Origin of the sequence: Termitidicoccus mucosus (genome assembly GCF_038725785.1) — a bacterium.
GTDB lineage: Bacteria > Verrucomicrobiota > Verrucomicrobiia > Opitutales > Opitutaceae > Termitidicoccus > Termitidicoccus mucosus.
Map to the genome: position 1 here is coordinate 7,483,080 of NZ_CP109796.1, position 18,726 is coordinate 7,501,805.

The window sequence follows — 18,726 nt, forward strand, 5'->3', positions numbered from 1 at the left end:
TTATCCTGCCTAGTCATCACTTTTTCCGTCACAAACCTGTCAGAACACTCATGTCCATCGAAATCAAAATCCGCAAGAACGAGCCGGTTGATCGCGCAATTCGCCGCTTGAAGAAGAAACTCGAGCGCGAGAACATCATCAAGGGTGTGCGCGCGAAGCGCTATTACGAAAAACCGTGCGAGAAACGCCGCCGCAAGGAGAAGGTGCAGGCCTTCACCGCCATGCTGCGCCGCCGCTACGAAGGCTGAGCCGCCGCCAGCGAATTGTTTTTCGTTTTCCGCCATGACCGCTCTCCGGAGGATTCCGGGAGCGGTTTTTATGTGTCAAGGACCTGCGGCGGGATGCCTGCATGTTTTTCACAAGAAATTGCCCGCCGCGGGCGAAACCCCGGGAATGCGGTATTGTTTAATCTGTCACGCTCATTTTAACGGGACAACACGGTGATCCAATCGGACATACAGGCAACCTCGTCATCCCCGGCGTCCTCCGGGGATGGCGCCACGAATGCGGCGCAGCCGCTGCTCGCACTTTCGACCTGCTGGTGCTCGGGCCGCCACACCGACGGCTACGCGATGCTGCGCGAGATGGCCGATCTCGGTTTCAGCCACGTCGAGTTGAGCCACGGCATTCGCATCACGCTGGTGCCCGGCATCCTGAAGGCGCTCGGCGAAGGGGTGGTCCAGGTGGCCACGATGCATAATTTCTGCCCGCTCCCCACCGGCATCACCCAGCCCGCGCCAAACGCCTTCGAGCCCTCGTCCGCCGACGCGGCCGAGCGCGACCAGTGGCTGCGGCAGACGCGCCGCTCGCTCGACTTCGCGCAGCAGGCCGGCGCGCGCGTGCTGGTCGCGCACTTGGGCAGCGTGCGTTTTTTCTGGCGCAATCCCGTGCGCCAGCTCCTCGCGAAGGCCGACGCGTGGCGGGCGAAGCGCGAGGGCGAAGGCGGGGCGGATGGCGCACCCGCGCCGTTTGCCGACGAGCCGCGTTTTGCCGCGTGGCGCGAGAAGGCGCGCAAAAAACTCGCCGCGCGCATGAGGCCGTATTGGGAACGCGTGAACCAGAGCATCGAGGAAATCCGCGCGTATGCGGACGGGCGCGGCGTGGCGCTCGGTTTCGAAAACCGCGAGCGGCCCGACGAACTGCCGTTTGACGACGCGTTTGAGGAATTGCTCGACGGCATCGCGCGGCCGCACACCGCCGGTTACTGGCACGACACCGGCCACGCGCAAATCAAGCAGCAACTCGGCTTCATCCACCATCGCTCGCATCTGGAAAAACTCGCGCCACGCCTGCTCGGGTTTCATTTGCACGACACCGACGCGACCGGTCGCGACCATCTGCCGGTGGGGGAGGGCGTGGTGGATTTCGACATGGTCAGCCGTTTTTGGCAGCCGCGCCACGTGCTCGTGCTCGAGCTTGCGCCCCGCACGCGCTCGGCGGATGTGAAAAAGTCCAAAAACCGAATCGAGGAACTCCTGGCCGCTCGAAAATTGCGCATTGGGCGGTGAACTTATTGCCCCGCGCTGCGTCCAATCCCATTCATCCCATGAAAACCAAAATACTCGCCCGCATCCTTGCCGCCGCCGGGCTCGGCGCCCTCCTCAGCTTTTTCGCGCCGCTCGCATCGGCGCAATCTCCCAATGAGCCGGCGATGACTGGCGTGCAGAAGGAACTCAACGACCTGGTGCAAAAAATCCAGGCCAGGCTTGGCTCGCTTGACGCGCCGCCCACTGAGAGCGTGTTCGCGGAGGAGCTGAAGCAGTTCGACGCCATCCTCGCCGCCCGCAAGGGCGACAAGACGGACGACGTGGCGCAGGTGCTCTTCATGAAGGCGATGCTCTACGGCGAGGTGTTCAACGACGCCGACAAGGCCGCCGAGACGCTCAAGCAGATCAAGGTCGATTTTCCCGGCACCAAACAGGCGGGCATGGTGGACGAGGGGCTGGCGTATCTTGAAAAGCAAAAGGCCGCCGCGACCAAAAAAGCCTCGCTTGCGGCGGGCGCGACCTTCCCGGATTTCGCGGTGAAGGACACGGCCGGGAATGACCTCTCGGTGGGCAAATACAAGGGCAAGGTGGTGCTGGTCGATTTCTGGGCCACATGGTGCCCGCCCTGCGTCGCCGAGCTTCCGCATGTGCAGACGGCATATCAGAAATACCACGACAAGGGATTCGAGGTCATCGGCATCAGCCTGGATCGCGATGCGGCCACGCTCGCGAAATATGTGGCCGACAAGGGCATGTCGTGGGCGCAGCATTGGGACGACGGCGGGACACTGGCGACGAGCTACGGCATCATGAGCATTCCCGCGACGTTTCTTCTCGATGGGGAAGGCAGGATCGTGGCCACGGACTTGCGCGGCCCCGAGTTGGAAGAGCACTTGGCCAAACTGCTCGGGCAGTGATGCGCCGCCTTGGATGAGGAGGGATTGCTGCGAGTAAAAACGCGGCAACCCGTCGTAGCTCAGGCATCTTGCCTGCCGTCCTCAGTTGGCCGCGCGTAGCGCGGCTGTTTTTGGGAGAAGAGGAATCAGCGGCGCTTCGCGCTTTTGTCTTCGACGGCAGGCAGGATGCCGGCGCTACTCACGCCGCGGGGCGAGCCAGATATTGCGGAATTCGAATGTGCGCGGGGTCTCAAGCATGAGCGGGCCGGGCGTGGTTTCGCGGACGGCATCCCTCCGCGGAGCGGGGAGGTGAAGCGGTGTGTCGTCATGGATGACGACGCCGTTCAGCCGGACGGTGGCGCGGGCGGGCGCGACGATCTGGCCGGCGGCGTCGAAACGCGGGGCGGAAAATTCGATGTCGAGGGTCTGCCATTCGAGCGGCGGACGGGCGGCGCGGGGTGGCGGCACGGTCCCGGGCGGAGTGCAATCGACAAAAGCGGCGCAGGCGGGCAGGGCGGGGCGCGCATGGCTGTCGTTGAGCAGGATCGGGTAGCGGGATTGCAAATACAGCCGGGCCTCGGCGGGATGGCCGAGCGCACGGAATTCGAGGTGGAGGCGGCAGTCGCCGAATTTTCGCGCGGTGATGCGCTCAAACGGGGCGGCGGTGTCGGCAAAATCGGACAGGATGACTGCATCCGGCGGCGGCGGGGCGCGAAGGCCGGGGACGTTGCGCGTGAAGTGCATGAGCCGGATGGTTTCGCCGGTGTCGTGCGTGATGTCGAGCAGCGTGCCCGCGCAGCAGTCGCGCCGGAGCGTGCCGCGCCAGCCGTCGCCGGCGATGACGATGGTGTCGGGCGCGGGATTTTCGACGGGGACGGATTCGAGCGTGGCGAGCGGTTCGAATGAGGCGGCGTCGAATTCGGTGAGGAGAAAAACGCGATAGGTGCCGTCATCGGTGGCGATGGATTGCGCGACGTAGCCGGTGTCGCGTCCCATCCAGTCGCCGACGAACGGGTTTTCTTGGGCGGGACGGAATGGCGGCGGTTGCGCGGCGGGAGCAGGGCCGGCGAAAAGCGCGGCGAAAACGGCCAGCAATGGGAGCCGGAGCGGAGCGGGGATGCGTGGCCTCATGGCGGGTTATTTCAAGACGACGTTTTGCAGATGCGCGGAGAAAATCCGGAGGGCGCGGTCTTTTATTTCGTTGGAGGGAGGTTCGACGTCGCGGAGCTTGTAGTCGAGCTTCAGATGCTCCCACTTGTGCACGCCGAGGCGGTGGTAGGGGAGGATTTCGACGCGCCGGAGGGTCTTGTAGGCGGCGAAGTGCGTAGCCCAGCGCGCGAGCGCGTCGGGCTGGTCGGTCCAGCCGGGAACCAGCACATAGCGGAGCCACATGGGGCGGCCGGTGGACTCGCGATAGGCGGCGGCGGCGAGCGGGTTGGCGTTGGAAACGCCGGTGACGCGGCGGTGTTGTGCGTCGTCGATGTGCTTGAGGTCGAGGAGCACGAGGTCGGTTTCGTCGTAGAGGGCGCGGAGTTCCTCGTCGAGGATGAGGCCGTTGGTGTCGAGGCAGGTGTGGATGCCGGCGGCGTGGAGGCGGCGGAAAAGTGCGAGGAGCGCGCGGCGGTGGACGGTCGGTTCGCCGCCGGAGATGGTCACGCCGCCGCGCGCGCCGAAATAGGGTTTCTGGCGGATGGCGCGCTCCACCAGTTCGTCGAGCGTGACGAGGCGTCCGCCGTCGAGGTCGAGGGTGTCGGGGTTGTGGCAATACACGCAGCGCATATGGCAGCCTTGCGTGAAGACAATCATCCGCAGCCCGGGACCGTCGTGCGTGCCGAGGGTTTCGATGGAATGGATGCGGAGAGTGGAGGGAGGAGCGTGAATGGCGATGGAAGGGATGGCGTGGTGCGAAGGATGAGGGGTGAAAAAAGCCCCGGCAAGGCCGGGGCTTGGTGTGGCGGCGCGAGATTACGTGGCGCGTAACATCAGCTCATGAATGGTATTACATGCTTTCGTGGAAGGTGCGGGTGATGACTTCGAGCTGGTGCGCCTTCGAGAGACGGGTGAAGTTCACCGCGTAGCCGGAGACGCGGATGGTGAGCTGCGGGTAGGCCTCCGGATTTTCGTAGGCTTTCTTCAGGGTTTCGCGGTTGAGCACGTTCACGTTGAGGTGGTGCGCGTTGTGGATGAAGTAGCCGTTCATCATCGAGACGAGATTGTCCACCTGGTCGTCGCGGGTGTGGCCAAGCGCTTTCGGGACGATGGAGAAGGTGTTGGAGATGCCGTCCTCGGCGTCGTTGTAGGCGAGCTTGGCCACGGTGTTGAGCGAGGCGATGGCGCCGTGGGTGTCGCGGCCGTGCATGGGATTGGCGCCGGGGGCGAAGGGGGCGCCGGACTGGCGTCCGTCGGGGGTCGCGCCGGTGTTTTTGCCATACATGACGTTGGAGGTGATGGTGAGGAGCGAGAGCGTGGGCTTGGCGTCCTTGTAGGTTTTGTGTTTCCGCAGTTCGGTGATGAAGAGCTTGGTCACTTCCTGCGCGATGGTGTCCACGCGGTCGTCGTCGTTGCCGTATTTCGGGTAGTCGCCCTCGATTTCGAAAGCGACGGCGACACCCTTGTCGTTGCGGACGGGGGTGACCTTGGCGTGCTTGATGGCGGAGAGGGAGTCGGCGATGATGGAGATGCCCGCGGCCCCGTAGGCAATGTCGATGCGCGGGTTGGTGTCGATGAGGGCCATCTGGGCTTTCTCGTAGTAGTATTTGTCGTGCATGTAGTGGATGATGAACATCGCCTTGGCATACACGCGGGCGAGCTGCGCGAGGGTGAGCTTGAAGTTGTTCATCACCTGCTCGTAGTCGAGGGGGCCTTCGGGGAGGGCGGGGATGTCCTTCATGATGGGCGCGCCGTCGATTTCCTCGTGGCCGGCGTTGAGGGCGAGGAGGAGGGCCTTGACGAGGTTGGCGCGGGCGCCGAAGTGCTGGATGGATTTGCCGATGGCCTGATGGGAGACGCAGCAGGAGATGCCGTAGTCGTCGGTGCCGCGGACGCGGCGCATGAGGTCGTCGTTTTCGTATTGGACGGAGGAGGTGTCGATGGAGACCTGGGCGCAGAAGGCCTTGAAGGCGGCGGGGAGCTTCTCCGACCAGAGGACGGTGAGGTTGGGCTCGGGCGAGGCGCCGAGGTTGTAGAGGGTGTGGAGGAAGCGGAAGGAGGTTTTGGTGACCTTGGTGCGCCCGTCGCGGAGCTGGCCGCCGATGGACTCGGTGACCCAGGTGGGGTCGCCGCCGAAAATCTCGTCGTAGGCCCCGGGGCGGAGGTGGCGGACGAGGCGGAGCTTCATGACGAACTGATCGACGATTTCCTGCGCCTGCTGCTCGGTGATGAGACCGGCGGCGAGGTCGCGCTCGAAGTAGATGTCGAGGAAGGAAGAGACGTTGCCGAGGGACATGGCCGCGCCGTCCTGCTCCTTCACGGCGGCGAGGTAGCCGAAATAAACCCACTGGGCGGCCTCGCGGGCGTTTTCGGCGGGGCGGGAAACATCGCAGCCGTAACCGGCGGCCATGGCGACGATGTCCTTGAGGGCGGCGATCTGTCCGGCGACTTCCTCGCGGAGGCGGATGAGCGAGCCGCTCATGTTTTCTTTGTCGAGCCGGGCGAAGTCGGCTTTTTTCGCGGCGATGAGGCGGCCGGCGCCGTAGAGGGCGAGGCGGCGGTAGTCGCCGATGATGCGGCCGCGCGCGTAATTGTCGGGGAGACCGGTGAGGATGTGCTTGGAGCGGTAGGCGCGGACTTCGGTGTCGTAGGCGGAGAAGACGGCGTCGTTGTGGTTTTTGGCGTATTTGAAGGTCTCGATGACGGCGGGGGCGAGCTCGATGTTGCGTTCCTTCAGGGCGTTTTTGACGACGTTGATGCCGCCGAAGGGCTTGATGGCGCGCTTGAGCGGGGCGTCGGTCTGGAGGCCGACGATGATTTCGTGCTCGCGGTCGAGGTAGCCGGGTTTGTGGCTGGTGATGGTGGAAATGGTGGCGGCATCGACATCGCGGAGGCCGTTGCGGTCTCGTTCTTCCTTAAGGGCCTTTTTGCACAACTCCCAGAGGTGGGTCGTCGCCCCGGTCGGACCGGCGAGGAAACTCGCGTCACCGGTGTAAGGGGTGATGTTGCGAACGACGAAATCGTAAACGTCGATGTCGTCGTTCCATTTCCCCGGGGTGAAGGGAGCTGCGCTCGTGGTCGTGGGCGTCATGGTGGTTGTGCTCATGGTGAGAAAATAAACGTGAGACAAAATCTCACCGGGCGGCCAAAATCAACCCTGCGCGCTAAAAAATTCTCAATATATTGATATAGAAATGAATGCGGGCGCAGCTTTGCGGACAATAGGTCCGTATTCCCACACTGGCGCCCGGAAATTTCGGGCAGGGAAAAGCAGGCAGGCGGGCTGTGGTCGTGGTCAGGAGGCCGCCGGCATGCCCGCGTGCCTCACAAGCCGAGCAACTGCAACCATTGGGTCACGGGCGTCTGCCAGATGCCGAGAACGATGGAGGCGAGGGCGAGCAGGGCGAGCACGACGGCGATGCCGGGATTGATGGGTGTCGGTTTCGGGCGTTCGAGCACGTCGCCGGGGACATCGGGAGCCTCCCAATTCTGGAAAAACGCCGCCCGTATCCACCCGAAGTAATAATAAATCGAAACGACCACGCCGGCGATGGCGACGGCGAGCAGCCAGTAGAGCCCGGCCTGAAACGCGCTCACGAAGACGAGCAGCTTGCCCATGAAGCCGGCCAGCGGCGGAATGCCCGCAAGCGAACCGAGGCCGACCGCCAGCACGCCGGCGAGGAGCGGATTGCGCTTGGCCAGACCGTGGTAATGCTCGAGTTCCTGCACGGCGTCGTCCGAACCGGAGACGTGCACCATCACGCCGAAGACGGCAAACGAGGCGAGCATGTAGGCGATGAGGTAAACATACACCGCGCCGAGCCCGTCCTGGCCGCCGGCCATGAACGCGAGCAGGCCGATCATCATGAAGCCCGCATGGGAGACGCCGGACAGGCCGATGAGGCGCTTGACATTATGCTGGGTGAGCGCGGCGAGGTTGCCGAAGATGATGGTGGCGAACGTCATCACGGTGAGCAGCGGGATGACGACGCCGGGCCGGTCCCCGAGGCCGAGCACCCCGGCGAAGACCTGCAAAAGGGTGATGAGAATCGCGAAGCCGGCGGCCTTCGAGCCGACGGAGAGAAACGCGGTCACGGGGGTGGGCGCGCCTTGGTAAACATCCGGAATCCAGATCTGGAACGGGACGAGGCCGATCTTGAACGCGATGCCGGACAGCACGAGCACCGCGCCGAGGCCGCCGATGAAGTTGTCCGGATTGTGGGCGAGGGTGCGGAAAATGCGGCTGAAACCAAGGCCGTTGGCGTCCGGCGCGTAGCCTTCGAGCGCCGGGTTGCCCGCGAGCCCGTAGAGCAGCACGATGCCGAAGAGCAGCAGGCCGGAGCTGAGCGCGCCCATGATGAGGTATTTCAGGCCGGCTTCGAGCGAGAGCGGGTTGGTGCGGATGTAGGCGACGAGGATGTAGAAGCCGACCGTGACCGTCTCCAGCGCGACGAAGAGCATCACGAAGTTGTTGCTCGCGCCGAGCAGCATCATCGCCGCGGTGATGACGATGACGAGGTGGAAAAACTCGATGCGCGGGAGCCGCTGTTTTTTCAGCGAGACCAGCGCAAGCACGCTGACCAGGAGCGACGAGGCCGCGAAAAACACCCGCATGAACTGGCTGTGCGGCGTGAAGCGCAGCATGCCGTTGAAGATCGGCGCGCCGAGGATGCGCTCGTTGAACGGCGCCAGCACCCAGGCCACGGTCACGGCCAGCGCGCAAAGCTGCCCGGCGACGGCGATCGCGGGGATCGCGCCGCGCAGCGATTTCGGGAGCACGATGTCGAGCACGAGCAGCAGCAACGCGAGGCACGCGAGCAGGATTTCGGGCGTGATGAGCACCCAGCCGTTGTGGGTCGTTCGCGCCAGGTTTTGGAAAAATTCGGAAGTCATCGCAGGCGTTGAAATTTATTTGGCCGCCGCCGTGTCCGCGCGGGCGACGGTGACGGTGATGTTGATGGATGTCAGTTCCGCATCGATGGCGGTGGAAATGGACTTGGGCCAGAAACCGATGAGGAGGAGCGCGACCAGCAGGACCACGGCGGGGACTTTTTCGCCCCAGTGCAGATCGGACGGGGGCTGCCCGCCGGCGATCTTCTCGAAGGCCGCGGTGCGCGGGCCGAAGAAGATGCGAGCCGCCGAGCGCAAACCGTAGATGGCCGAGATGATGATGCCGAGCACGGCGAGCGCGACGAACCAGGGTTCGAACGCGCCCCACATCGCGACGAAAATGCCGAGTTCCCCCCAGAAATTCGCGAAGCCCGGCAGCCCCGCGCTGGCGAGCGTCGCCGCCACAAAGAAGGCCGCGAGCACGGGCGCGTCTTTCACCAGGCCGCCCATCCCGGCCATGTCGAGCGTGCGGGTGCGCTTCTGGATGCACGAGGCGAGCAAGAAGAGCAGCGCCACCGAGAAACCGTGCCCGACCATGAGCATGACGACCGCGCCCGCGCCGAGCGTGCCGAGCGAGGCGAGGCCGAGAAACGCATAGCCCATGTGCATGACCGAGCTGTAACCGATCATCTGCTTGAGGTCGCTCTGCGCGACGGTCACGAGGCCGATGACGAGCACGTTGGCCAGCGCGAGCCAGGCGAGCACGCAAGTCCAGTTTTCCGCGCCGGCGGGAAGCAGCGGGAGCGCGATCTGGACCAGGCCGTAGAGGCCGAACTTTTTCAACACGCCCGCGTGCAGCATGGCGGCGGAGGTGGGCGCGGCGGCGTAGCCGAGCGGCGCCCACGTGTGCAGCGGCCAGAGCGAGACGAGCACGCCGAAGCCGAACATGAGCAGGGCGAAGATGTTTTTCTGCGCAAGCTCCGTGAGCGGCTGCGCGGCGATGGCCGCCCGCAGCGAGACGAGGTCGAAGGACTGCGCGCCGCTGTTTTGGTAAAGCGCGATGATGCCGGCGAGCGAGAGCATCGCGCCGAGCGTGAGGTAAATGGTCATCTTCATCGCCGCGTAGTTGCGGTCGCGCCCGCCCCACACGCCGACCATGATGAAGGTCGGGATGAGCGCGAGTTCGTGGAAGAAGTAGAAAAAGAAAATGTCCACCGACGCGAACACGCCCATCAACCCGCCCTGCATCACGAGCAGGAGCAGCAGGTAAAGCCGGAGGCGCTCGGCGCCGGACTGGAGGGCGTAGAATCCGGCGGCGAAACCGACGATGCCCGCGAGCGCGAAGAGCGGCATGGCGACGCCGTTGAGCCCGAGCGCAAGGCGGATGCCGATGTAGCCGAGGCCGACGTCGTAGGCGGAGCGGAACGCGTATCCGTCGGACAACGACGCGCCGGAGAATTCCAGCCAGCACCAGACGGACGCGAGCGCGGGCACCGCGAAGCCGATGTAGGCGGCGAACAAGGCCGGCTTGCGCGGCAGGCCGAGGGCGATGACGAGCGCGGCGGCGAGCGGTGTCGCGATGGACAGCAGGAGAAGGTCAACGGGCAAAGGGTTCATTCGGAATGCGGATTTCGGATTGCGGAATTGGAGGCGCGCGCGATGGCTTAAAACACTCCCGCGGCGAAGGCCCACACCAGGGCGGCGCCGATGAGGAACCAGTAAACATAGGCGTGCACGCTTCCGACATGCAGCGCGCGCGCGCCCATGCCGAGCAGCCCGGTGACGGCCGCGAGGCCGCGCACGATGAGTCCGCCGATGAGGAATTGGTCGAGGAAGTTCAGCACCAGCGCGAAGCGTTGCTGGATTTTTGCCACGAAGTAGTTGTAGAAGCGGTCGGGCAGTTCATTGAGCAGCGTGAGCACGCCGAACACAAACGGCGCGCGCGCGGCCAGCGAATCGCAGGGCACCGATTTCGAGAGCCCGCGCACCGGCGCCTTGCAGATGAGCAGCGCAAGGCCCGCGCCGATCACGATGATGGCCGCGCTCATGACGACGACGCCCGCGCCTTCGACATGCGGCACCTGCGCGGCCACGCCCGGGAACCACGGGGTGTAGAGCGCGAGCCAGCCGCCCGCGACGGAGAACGCGGCGAGCACGACGAGCGGGATCACCATGGACGGGCCGCTTTCGTGCGCGTGGTCGGCCGCCTCGCTGCGCGTCGCGCCGCGGAAAACGAGCTTCCACATGCGCACCATGTAGAACGCGGTCAGCACGGCGGTGAAGACGAGCACGCCAAACACGAGCGGATTTTTTTCCTGCGCGAGGTGCAGGATGGCGTCCTTGGAATAAAAGCCCGAGATGAACGGCAGGCCCGCGATGGCGAGCACGCCGATGGTGAAGGTGACGAAGGTGACGGGCATCTTTTTCGCCAGCCCGCCCATCTTGAAAATGTCCTGCTCGTGGTGGCAACCGGCGATGACGGAGCCGGAGCCGAGGAACATGAGCGCCTTGAAAAACGCGTGCGTGGTCAGGTGAAACATCGCCGCGCCCGCGCCGGCGGCGATGAGCGTGAGGTGCTCGCCGTGCTCGATGGAACCGAGCCCGAAGGCCGCGACCATGTAGCCGAGCTGCGAGAGCGTCGAGTAGGCGAGGACTTTTTTGATGTCGCTCTGCACGACCGCGCACAGCGCCGCGTAAAGCGCGGTGATGACGCCGGTCCACATGACGACGTCGAGCGCGAGTCCGGGCGCGGCGGCGAAGAGCGGCTCGATGCGGCAGAGCATGTAGATGCCGGCCGCGACCATGGTGGCGGCGTGGATGAGCGCGGAGACGGGCGTGGGGCCCTCCATCGCGTCGGGCAGCCAGACATGCAATGGGAATTGCGCGGATTTGCCGACCGCGCCGCAGAAGAGCAGCAGCGGGATGCCGGCGGAGACGGCGAGCGCGCCCCCGGCGGATTGCGCGGCGATGTCGGCGAGGTTGGTCGAGCCGAAGGCGTGGTAACACCAGATGATGCCGAGCAGGAAGCCGAAGTCGCCGACACGGTTGACGATGAAGGCTTTTTTCGAGGCGTCGGCGGCGGAGGATTTGTCGCAGTAGTGGTTGATGAGCAGGTAGGAGCTGAAACCGACCAGCTCCCAGAAGATGAACATCATGAAGAGATTGTCGGCCAGCACGATGCCGGTCATCGAAAACATGAAGATACTCAATCCCCCGAAGTAGCGGCCTTTCGCGGAATCGTCGTGCATGTAGCCGAGCGAAAACACATGCACGCAGAAGCCGACCAGCGCCACGATGCAGAGCATGAGCGCGGCAAGGTCGTCGAACTTGATGCCGATGGAGAGGACGAAGGAGCCGAGGCGGAGCCATTCGAAGGAGGCGTTGACGGCGGCTTCGCGGTGTCCGCCAAACGCGAGCAGGAAGGCCGCGACCGCATAGCCGGCGCAGGCGGCGACGGAGACGAACGCGGCGGGGCCGCCGCGGCGTCGGAGGAAAATCGCGATGAGCGCGGCCGAGCCGAGCGGCAGCAACAGGGTGGCGAGTGCGAGTTGGACGGGCGTGAGCGGCATGTCGGGAGGTTAGTTTTTCAGCGCGTTGAGTTCCTCGACCTGCACGGTTTTGCGGCGGCGGAAGAGGGCGACGATGATGGCCAGGCCGACCGCCACCTCGGCGGCGGCGACGGTGAGGATGAAAAACACGAAGATGTTTCCGTCGGGCGAGCCGTTGTAGCGCGAAAAGGCGACGAGCGCGAGCGTCGAGGCGACCAGCATCAGCTCCAGGCACATGTAAATGATGAGCGTGTTCTTGCGCAGGAGCACGCCGAAGAACCCGATGGCAAAGAGCGCCACGGCGATGCCGATGAAGTGATAGAGGCCGATGGTCATGGGCGGAGGAGTTTAAGTAGTGGCACGGGCTTTGGGGTCAGGCTTTTTTGTCCTCTTCGTATTTTTTGCTGAGGACGATCACACCGAGCATCGCGATGAGGAGCAGGAAGCCGACGAGTTGCACGGGAAGCATGTAGGTGGTGAAGAGTTTCGCGCCGTAGAGCTTGAGGTCGGTGAAGAGGGAGCCGTCGGGGAGGGGCACGGGCGGCTCGGTGGAAAAATTGCCGCGCGAGAGGAAGGAAACGACGCCGGAGCCGAGCAGCGCGGCCGCGATGAGCGAGGCGGCGACGGTCATCTTCTTGAAGGGCTTGCGGTCGCCGCCGCCCATGTCGAGGAGCATGATGATGAAGAGGAAGAGCGCGACGACCGCGCCCGCGTAAACGAGGATGAGCAGGAAGGCGAGCAGGTAGGCGTCGAGCATGACAAAGAGCCCGGACACGGCGCACAGCCCGACAAAAAAGCTCAGCGCGGCGGCCACCGCGTTTCTATTGAGCACCACGCCCAGCGCCGCGGCGATGGTGACGGTGGACAGGGTGTAGAAGAGGAAGTCAGCAGGCATGGAGGAAAGGCGGAATGCGGATTGCGGATTGCGGAATGGGGCGGAGGAGGCGGGGCGGCACGTCGCCGCCGGGCTTCGCAAGCGAAGCCTCTGCGTGGGCACGATCGGTTGTTGGCGGGGTTTGTTGCATGCGGGCCGGCGTTTTTCAGTGCGCGTTGCCGTGCTCGGCGGCGGCTTTTTTCTTGTCCCACTTGAAATGGGCGTCGGGAAGCGTGCCGCCCATTTCGTAGAGTTTCTGCTTGTTGTTCACCAACTCGCCGCGCGTGTAACCGGAGACCGAATACGTGTTTTGCAGCCAGATGGCCTCCTCGGGGCAGACTTCCTGGCAGAGGCCGCAGTAGATGCAGCGGAGCATGTTGATCTCAAATTCCTTCGGGGCCTTCTCGACGTGCGCGTCGGGCGCGTCGGCGGGGATCTCGCCGGGGGTGATGCGGATGGCCTTGGGCGGGCAGACGAATTCGCAGAGCTGGCAGGAGACGCATTTTTCGCGGCCGTTGGGGTCCATCACGAGCGTGGGCACGCCGCGGTAGCCGGGCGGGATGGCGGGGCGCTGCTCGGGATACTGGAGCGTAAGCGCCGGGGCCACGAGGTGCTTCAACGTGGTCTTCATGCCCGCCACGATGTTCGGCAGGTAGATGCGCTCCATGAAGGTGAGCGGCTTGCGTTCGACTTGTATGACGGCCATGGAAATGCGGATTGGTTTGGATGCGGGCGGAGCGGGCTGATTGGTCAGGATCGGGTCCGGCTGGCGCGCAGGTTATGTTTGCAGGCAGGCTATCGCGATCACGTAGACGAGCAAGTTGGCGATGGCGAGGGGGAGGAGTTTTTGCCAGCCCAGCCTCATCACCTGGTCGTAGCGGAAGCGCGGCACCGTCCAGCGCACCCACATGAAGACGAAGAGCGAGAAGATCACTTTCGCGAGGAAGATGACCGTGGCAAGCGTGCCGACAAGCCAGGGGAGGTGCGTGATGTGCAGCCAGTCGGCGAGGAGCGAGAGCGGCACCCAGGGGAGCGGGTTCCAGCCGCCGAGGAAGAGGAGGATGAAGACGGCGGAGCCGACGGCCATGTTGGCGTATTCGGCGACGAAGAAGAGCGACCATTTGAATGAGCCGTATTCGGTGTGGAAACCGCCGACGAGGTCGGCCTCGGACTCGGGCATGTCGAAGGGCTGGCGGTTGGTCTCGGCAAAGAGCGCGATGAGGAAGATGACGGCCGAGACCGGCATCACGAAGACGAACCACGCGCCGCCCCAGAAACCGGGCTGGGATTGGAACTCGACGACGCGGGCGAGGCCGAGGGTGCCGGGCGCGCCGGGGACGTTTATCCAGAGAAACACGGGGATGACGGCGAGCGTCATGGAGAGCTCGTAGGAGATGAGTTGCGCGGAGGCGCGGATGGCGCCGATGAAGGGGTATTTGGAATTGGAGGCCCAGCCGGCGAGGATGAGCGAGTAAACGCTGATGGAGGCGATGGCGAAAATGCCGAGGATGCCGATATCGACGTTGGCGAGGATGAGCGGGATGGTGGCGCCGGCGGAGTCGATGTAGGCGCCGAAGGGCACGAACGCGACGGTGGAAAAGGCGGGCGTCATCGCGATGATGGGCGCGAGGACGAAGTAGAATTTGTTCACGTTGCCGGGCACGGGGTCCTGCTTGAAGAGGAGTTTGCCGCCGTCGGCCATGAGGTTGAAGAGGCCGAGCCGGCGGATGAGGCCGATGCCGGGAATCCAGGCGAGCCACGGGATGATGACGCGGTCCGGGCCGGGGCGGTCCTGAATCCATGCGGCGACTTTGCGCTCGGCCATGGAGCAGATGCCGGCGATGGGGAAGAGCACGATGATGACGGCGATTCCCTTGAGGGCGGCCTGGAGCCAGAGGGGGAGGTTGAGGAAGAAATCCATGTGACAAATGCGGAATTCGGATTGCGGAGTGCGGAATGAGCCGGGAGCGATGGGCGTATTGGAACGGGCTGGCGGTGGTGGTGTGGTGCCGGGTTGTCGAGGGTAATGCGTGGTGTGTGTCAGGGGGCGGCGGTGGTGGCAGTGGTTTTATAGTGGAGGGATTCGCCTTCGGGGAAGGCGAGCCGGGCGAGGGTGCCCGGGACAAGCGGAAGTCCGCCGGCGGAGATGGTGGCGTATTCGATGCCGGCGAAAACAGGCGCGTCAGCGGCGAGGCGGCGCCAGATGGCATTGATGCCGCTTTCGGTGTCGGGGCGGTTCTCGGCGGCGGCGAGGAGGCGGGCAAGGAGCACAAGGTCGTCGGTCGTGCCGGCGAGGCCGGGGATGGCCTGCTCGAAACGCTGGAGGCGGAACTGCTGGTTGATGAAGCTGCCGTTTTTCTCGAACACGGTGCGCGCGGGGAGAACGATTTGCGCGGCGTCCGAGGTGGGGTTGGCATGCGTGCCGATGTAGATGAGGCGGACGCGGGCGAGTTGCGCGGCGGTGAGGCCGGCGGCGGTCAGGTCTTCGTTGATGACGAGAAGGGTGTCGATGCGGCCGGAATCGATGTCGGCGGCAAGCGTGGCGAGGGCGGGGGAGGGGAGCTTGTCGGCGAGGCCGGTGAGGAGCGCGCCGCGGGTGTTGGGCGAGCGGTCGGCGGTGAGGAGCAGGCCGTCGCCTTCGGCGAGGTGCGCGGGGAGGTGGCGCGCGGCGGCGGGGAGGGCGAGGGCGTCGGCGAGTTTTTTGGCGAGGTATTGCTCTTCGACGGTGCTACGGGTGGAGGCGACGAGGGCAAGGGAATTTACGATTTCAGATTTACGATTTACGATTTGTGATTGGGGCCCGGGGGCGGCGGTTTTTAATAATTCGGCGGCGGCGGCGATGGCGGCGTCGAGGCTGGCGGGCTGGCCGTTGACCTTTATGGCGGTGAGACGGTTCTCGGCGCGGACCTGCTTGTAGAGGACGCGTCCGCTGTCGGGCATCCAGGTGTCATTGACGTCGTCGTTGCGGCGGGGGGTGATGCGGTAGATCTGGCCCTCGCGCGACCAGACGGTGGTGTTCACGCCGGCGCTGGATTCGGTGTCGATGCTGTTGGTTTGCTTGAGGAACCAGACGCGCATCTTGAAGCGGAAATCGGTCGAGGTGAGCGCGCCCACGGGGCAGATGTCCACGGTGTTGAGCGAGTAGTTGTGCTCGAGCTGGTGTCCGGGATGGCAGGTGAGGGTGGAGTAGCTGCCGCGGTCGATGAAGCCGAGGACGTCCTGTTTCGCGATGTCGCGGCTGAAGCGGATGCAGCGCGAGCAGAGGATGCAGCGCTCGTCGTCGAGCATGACGCGGGGCCCAAGCTGGGTGCGCTTGGGCTTCACGTTTTTCTGCTCGACGAAGCGCGAGTAGCCGCGGCCGTAGGCGGTGGCCTGCTCCTGGAGGTGGCATTCGCCGGCCTGGTCGCAGATGGGGCAGTCGAGGGGGTGATTGATGAGGAGAAACTCGGTGACGCCTTCGCGGCAGTCTTTCACCAGGGGCGAGTTGGTGCGGATGTGGAGGCCGGGGGTGGCGTTGGTGCCGCAGCCGATCTGGGGGCGGGGCATCCAGTTGATTTTCTGCCTGCCGGTGGCGGGATCGACGAGGGGCTGCTTGGTGGCGGGATCGACGGCGGGCAGGCCCATTTCGACGAGGCACATGCGGCAGTTGCCGACGACGGCGAGTTTCGGGTGGTAGCAGTAATGCGGGATGTCCACGCCGACGAGGCGGGCGGCCTCGATCATGTTGGTGCCGCGCGGGACGGCGAGCTCATGGCCGTCGATGTTGACGGTGACGAGGTCGGGCTGGACGGATGCGGCGGGTGCGGTCATGGGTGATGCTTTGAAAGTATTTTTTGAACAAAAGATAACAAAGGAAACGAAGAGATGATTCTGAGATTTTATTATCCTCGGGTCTTATGCGGTTATTTTCGGGAGGGAAGTGGAAGCGGGTTCAGACTCTTCGTTGCCTTTGTTTCCTTCTGTTTATAAGTTCCGTAATTCGGTTTTCAGATCAACGGCAGCGCGTCGGCGGGGCGGTTTTTCTTGGTCTCGTGGTAGGCTTCGAATTCCTCGCCGAACTTCGCGAGAAAGCTCTGCGTGGGCCAGGAGCAGCCTTCGCCCATGGCGCAGATAGTGCGGCCGGGGATCTGGTCGGCGACGCCTTTGAGGAGCGCGGCGTCCTCGCGGCGGGCGTTGCCGTGGACCATGCGGGAGGTGATTTTTTTCATCCACAGCGAGCCTTCGCGGCAGGGCGTGCACTGGCCGCAGGATTCGTGCGAGTAGAAGGCGTTGATGTTGGCGAGGGCCTCGACCATGTTGACGGAGTCGTCCATGACGATGAGGCCGCCGGAGCCGCCCATGGTGCCGCAGGCGGCGAGGGTGTCGAAGTCGAGCGGGATGTCCTCCATCGCGAGTTCGCGGGTGGAGCCGTCCTTGTTTTTCAGGGTGAATTTTTCGCCGAAACGGAGGACCTTGGCGGAGGAGCCGCCGGGGATGACGGCCTTGAGCTTGCGGCCGGGGAGCGGGCCGCCGCACACGTCGTAGAGGAGCTGGCCGAGGGTGATTTTGCCGCACTCGTATTCGTAGGTGCCGGGACGTTGCACGTGGCCGGAGACGCCGAAGATGCGCGTGCCGGTGTTGTTGGGCGTGCCGATTTTCGCATACTCGACGCCGCCCATGTCGATGATGTGCCTAACGTGGCAGAGCGTCTCGACGTTGTTGACGATGGTGGGGCATTGGTAGAGGCCGAGGACGGCGGGGAAGTAAGGGGGCTTGATGCGCGGGTTGGCGCGCTTGCCTTCGAGGGATTCGATGAGGCCGGTCTCCTCGCCGCAGATGTAGGCGCCGGCGCCGCGGTGGACGTAGATTTCGCAGGAGTAGCCGGTGCCGAGGATGTTCGGGCCGACGAAGTTTTTCGCACGGGCCTCGGCGATGGCGCGCTCGAGGAGGCGGGCGCCGTGGGGCATTTCGCCGCGGATGTAGATGTAGGCCTGTTTCACGTCGTTCGCGAAACAGGAGATCATCGTGCCCTCGATGAGCTGGTGCGGGTCCTGGTGGATGATGTAGCGGTCCTTGAAGGTGCCGGGCTCGGATTCGTCGGCATTGACGATGAGGTAGATGGGCTTGCCGCTTTTGCGATCGACGAGGCTCCATTTCACGCCGGCGGGAAAACCCGCGCCGCCGCGGCCGCGCAGGCCGGATTGTTTGACTTCGTCGCGCAGTTCCCCGGGAGGGCGCGTGACGGCGCGGCGGAGGATTTCGTAGCCGCCGTGGCGCAGGTAGCAGTCGATGTCGGGCGTGTAACCGGGTTCGTCGATGTGCTGGAAAATGATGCGGCGTTGTTGCGGTGCGGACATGGGAAAATGCGGTGTGCGGAGTTCGGTCTATGAGCGAAGCGAATGGTCTGGCATGCGGAAGGATTGAGCCGTGGAGTGAACCGGGAGGAGGGCTATTTTCGGACGGCGGTTCCGGCCTTTATTTGCGCGGCGAGTTCGCGGGCTTTCTCCGGGGTCACGTTTTCGTGGAGGTCGTCGTCGATCATCACGACGGGCGCGGTGCCGCAACTGGCGAGGCATTCGACAAACTCGATGGTCGTCCCGCCGTCGGGCGTGACCTCGTCGAGCTCGACGCCGAATTCCTTCTTGAACGTGTCGCAGACCTTGTAGCCGCCCATGAGCGCGCAGGAGAGGGTGCGGCAGACTTTGATGTGGCGGCGTCCGATGGGCTTGCGCTTGAACATCGGGTAAAAGGTGACGACCTCGTAAACGTTGATGGGCTGGAGCTCGAGTTTGGCCGCGACCCACTCGATGGCTTCGTCGGGAATGTGGCCGATGTCCTCCTGGATGAGGTGCAGGAGCGGCAGCGTGGCGCTGCGCTTGACCGGATAATGCGTAATGGCTTCGTCAATACGCAGGAGGGTTTCGGGTTTGAGATTCATCGGAAAATGCGAAGTTCGGATTGCG

Annotated in this window: 16 protein-coding genes; 3 read left to right on the forward strand and 13 right to left on the reverse strand. The window is 64.3% G+C overall.

Features of this window, described 5'->3' with window-relative positions:
- Positions 1-50 precede the first annotated feature (50 nt).
- The 3 genes from rpsU (at position 51) to OH491_RS26215 (ending at position 2,404) form a co-directional block, all read left to right on the forward strand.
- A complete protein-coding gene (gene rpsU, locus OH491_RS26205; protein ID WP_068768323.1) occupies positions 51-248 on the forward strand; it encodes a 30S ribosomal protein S21 in 198 nt (65 codons plus the stop codon).
- A gap of 192 nt (positions 249-440) precedes the next feature.
- Positions 441-1,508: a sugar phosphate isomerase/epimerase gene (locus OH491_RS26210; RefSeq protein WP_334318950.1), complete on the forward strand. Its 1,068-nt coding sequence runs from the start codon at positions 441-443 to the stop codon at positions 1,506-1,508.
- Positions 1,509-1,546: 38 nt separating this feature from the next.
- Positions 1,547-2,404, forward strand: a complete 858-nt coding sequence (locus OH491_RS26215) for a TlpA disulfide reductase family protein (protein ID WP_068768322.1) — start codon at positions 1,547-1,549, stop codon at positions 2,402-2,404.
- Positions 2,405-2,578: 174 nt separating this feature from the next.
- Here OH491_RS26215 and OH491_RS26220 read toward each other — a convergent pair whose 3' ends face one another.
- The 13 genes from OH491_RS26220 to nuoE form a co-directional block, all read right to left on the reverse strand.
- Positions 2,579-3,514: a 3-keto-disaccharide hydrolase gene (locus tag OH491_RS26220; RefSeq protein WP_084441752.1), complete on the reverse strand. Its 936-nt coding sequence runs from the start codon at positions 3,512-3,514 to the stop codon at positions 2,579-2,581.
- A 6-nt stretch (positions 3,515-3,520) separates the two neighbouring features.
- Complete coding sequence (gene pflA, locus OH491_RS26225) at positions 3,521-4,279, reverse strand: pyruvate formate-lyase-activating protein (RefSeq protein WP_342751108.1); 759 nt, start codon at positions 4,277-4,279, stop codon at positions 3,521-3,523.
- A gap of 103 nt (positions 4,280-4,382) precedes the next feature.
- A complete protein-coding gene (gene pflB, locus OH491_RS26230; RefSeq protein WP_068769699.1) occupies positions 4,383-6,638 on the reverse strand; it encodes a formate C-acetyltransferase in 2,256 nt (751 codons plus the stop codon).
- Positions 6,639-6,856: 218 nt separating this feature from the next.
- Positions 6,857-8,425 carry an NADH-quinone oxidoreductase subunit N gene (locus OH491_RS26235; protein ID WP_068768319.1) on the reverse strand — a complete coding sequence of 523 codons (1,569 nt, stop codon included), beginning with the start codon at positions 8,423-8,425 and terminating at the stop codon, positions 6,857-6,859.
- Positions 8,426-8,440: 15 nt separating this feature from the next.
- A complete protein-coding gene (locus OH491_RS26240) occupies positions 8,441-9,979 on the reverse strand; it encodes a complex I subunit 4 family protein (RefSeq protein WP_068768318.1) in 1,539 nt (512 codons plus the stop codon).
- A 47-nt stretch (positions 9,980-10,026) separates the two neighbouring features.
- The gene (nuoL, locus tag OH491_RS26245; RefSeq protein WP_068768317.1) at positions 10,027-11,931 is read right to left on the reverse strand and encodes an NADH-quinone oxidoreductase subunit L; all 1,905 of its coding nucleotides are present in this window, start codon (positions 11,929-11,931) and stop codon (positions 10,027-10,029) included.
- Positions 11,932-11,940: 9 nt separating this feature from the next.
- Positions 11,941-12,246, reverse strand: coding sequence for an NADH-quinone oxidoreductase subunit NuoK (gene nuoK, locus OH491_RS26250; protein ID WP_068768316.1), 306 nt, complete (start codon positions 12,244-12,246; stop codon positions 11,941-11,943).
- Positions 12,247-12,283: 37 nt separating this feature from the next.
- A complete protein-coding gene (locus OH491_RS26255; RefSeq protein ID WP_068768315.1) occupies positions 12,284-12,805 on the reverse strand; it encodes an NADH-quinone oxidoreductase subunit J family protein in 522 nt (173 codons plus the stop codon).
- Between the two features lie 145 nt (positions 12,806-12,950).
- Positions 12,951-13,490: a NuoI/complex I 23 kDa subunit family protein gene (locus OH491_RS26260; RefSeq protein WP_068768314.1), complete on the reverse strand. Its 540-nt coding sequence runs from the start codon at positions 13,488-13,490 to the stop codon at positions 12,951-12,953.
- Between the two features lie 72 nt (positions 13,491-13,562).
- Positions 13,563-14,705: a complex I subunit 1/NuoH family protein gene (locus tag OH491_RS26265; protein ID WP_068768313.1), complete on the reverse strand. Its 1,143-nt coding sequence runs from the start codon at positions 14,703-14,705 to the stop codon at positions 13,563-13,565.
- Between the two features lie 119 nt (positions 14,706-14,824).
- Positions 14,825-16,594 carry a 2Fe-2S iron-sulfur cluster-binding protein gene (locus OH491_RS26270; protein WP_068768312.1) on the reverse strand — a complete coding sequence of 590 codons (1,770 nt, stop codon included), beginning with the start codon at positions 16,592-16,594 and terminating at the stop codon, positions 14,825-14,827.
- Positions 16,595-16,770: 176 nt separating this feature from the next.
- Complete coding sequence (nuoF, locus tag OH491_RS26275; protein ID WP_342750764.1) at positions 16,771-18,120, reverse strand: NADH-quinone oxidoreductase subunit NuoF; 1,350 nt, start codon at positions 18,118-18,120, stop codon at positions 16,771-16,773.
- A 92-nt stretch (positions 18,121-18,212) separates the two neighbouring features.
- On the reverse strand, positions 18,213-18,701 hold the full coding sequence (nuoE, locus tag OH491_RS26280) for an NADH-quinone oxidoreductase subunit NuoE (protein WP_068768310.1): 489 nt from the start codon (positions 18,699-18,701) through the stop codon (positions 18,213-18,215).
- Positions 18,702-18,726 lie beyond the last annotated feature (25 nt).

Coding starts and splice junctions, on each gene's coding strand:
- OH491_RS26215 (WP_068768322.1), top strand. CDS start 1,547: ATGAAAACCAAAATACTCGCCCGCATCCTTGCCGCCGCCGGGCTCGGC.
- OH491_RS26220 (WP_084441752.1), bottom strand. CDS start 3,514: ATGAGGCCACGCATCCCCGCTCCGCTCCGGCTCCCATTGCTGGCCGTT.
- OH491_RS26235 (WP_068768319.1), bottom strand. CDS start 8,425: ATGACTTCCGAATTTTTCCAAAACCTGGCGCGAACGACCCACAACGGC.
- pflB (WP_068769699.1), bottom strand. CDS start 6,638: ATGAGCACAACCACCATGACGCCCACGACCACGAGCGCAGCTCCCTTC.
- rpsU (WP_068768323.1), top strand. CDS start 51: ATGTCCATCGAAATCAAAATCCGCAAGAACGAGCCGGTTGATCGCGCA.
- OH491_RS26270 (WP_068768312.1), bottom strand. CDS start 16,594: ATGACCGCACCCGCCGCATCCGTCCAGCCCGACCTCGTCACCGTCAAC.
- OH491_RS26260 (WP_068768314.1), bottom strand. CDS start 13,490: ATGGCCGTCATACAAGTCGAACGCAAGCCGCTCACCTTCATGGAGCGC.
- OH491_RS26265 (WP_068768313.1), bottom strand. CDS start 14,705: ATGGATTTCTTCCTCAACCTCCCCCTCTGGCTCCAGGCCGCCCTCAAG.
- OH491_RS26240 (WP_068768318.1), bottom strand. CDS start 9,979: ATGAACCCTTTGCCCGTTGACCTTCTCCTGCTGTCCATCGCGACACCG.
- OH491_RS26255 (WP_068768315.1), bottom strand. CDS start 12,805: ATGCCTGCTGACTTCCTCTTCTACACCCTGTCCACCGTCACCATCGCC.
- nuoL (WP_068768317.1), bottom strand. CDS start 11,931: ATGCCGCTCACGCCCGTCCAACTCGCACTCGCCACCCTGTTGCTGCCG.
- nuoE (WP_068768310.1), bottom strand. CDS start 18,701: ATGAATCTCAAACCCGAAACCCTCCTGCGTATTGACGAAGCCATTACG.
- nuoF (WP_342750764.1), bottom strand. CDS start 18,120: ATGTCCGCACCGCAACAACGCCGCATCATTTTCCAGCACATCGACGAA.
- nuoK (WP_068768316.1), bottom strand. CDS start 12,246: ATGACCATCGGCCTCTATCACTTCATCGGCATCGCCGTGGCGCTCTTT.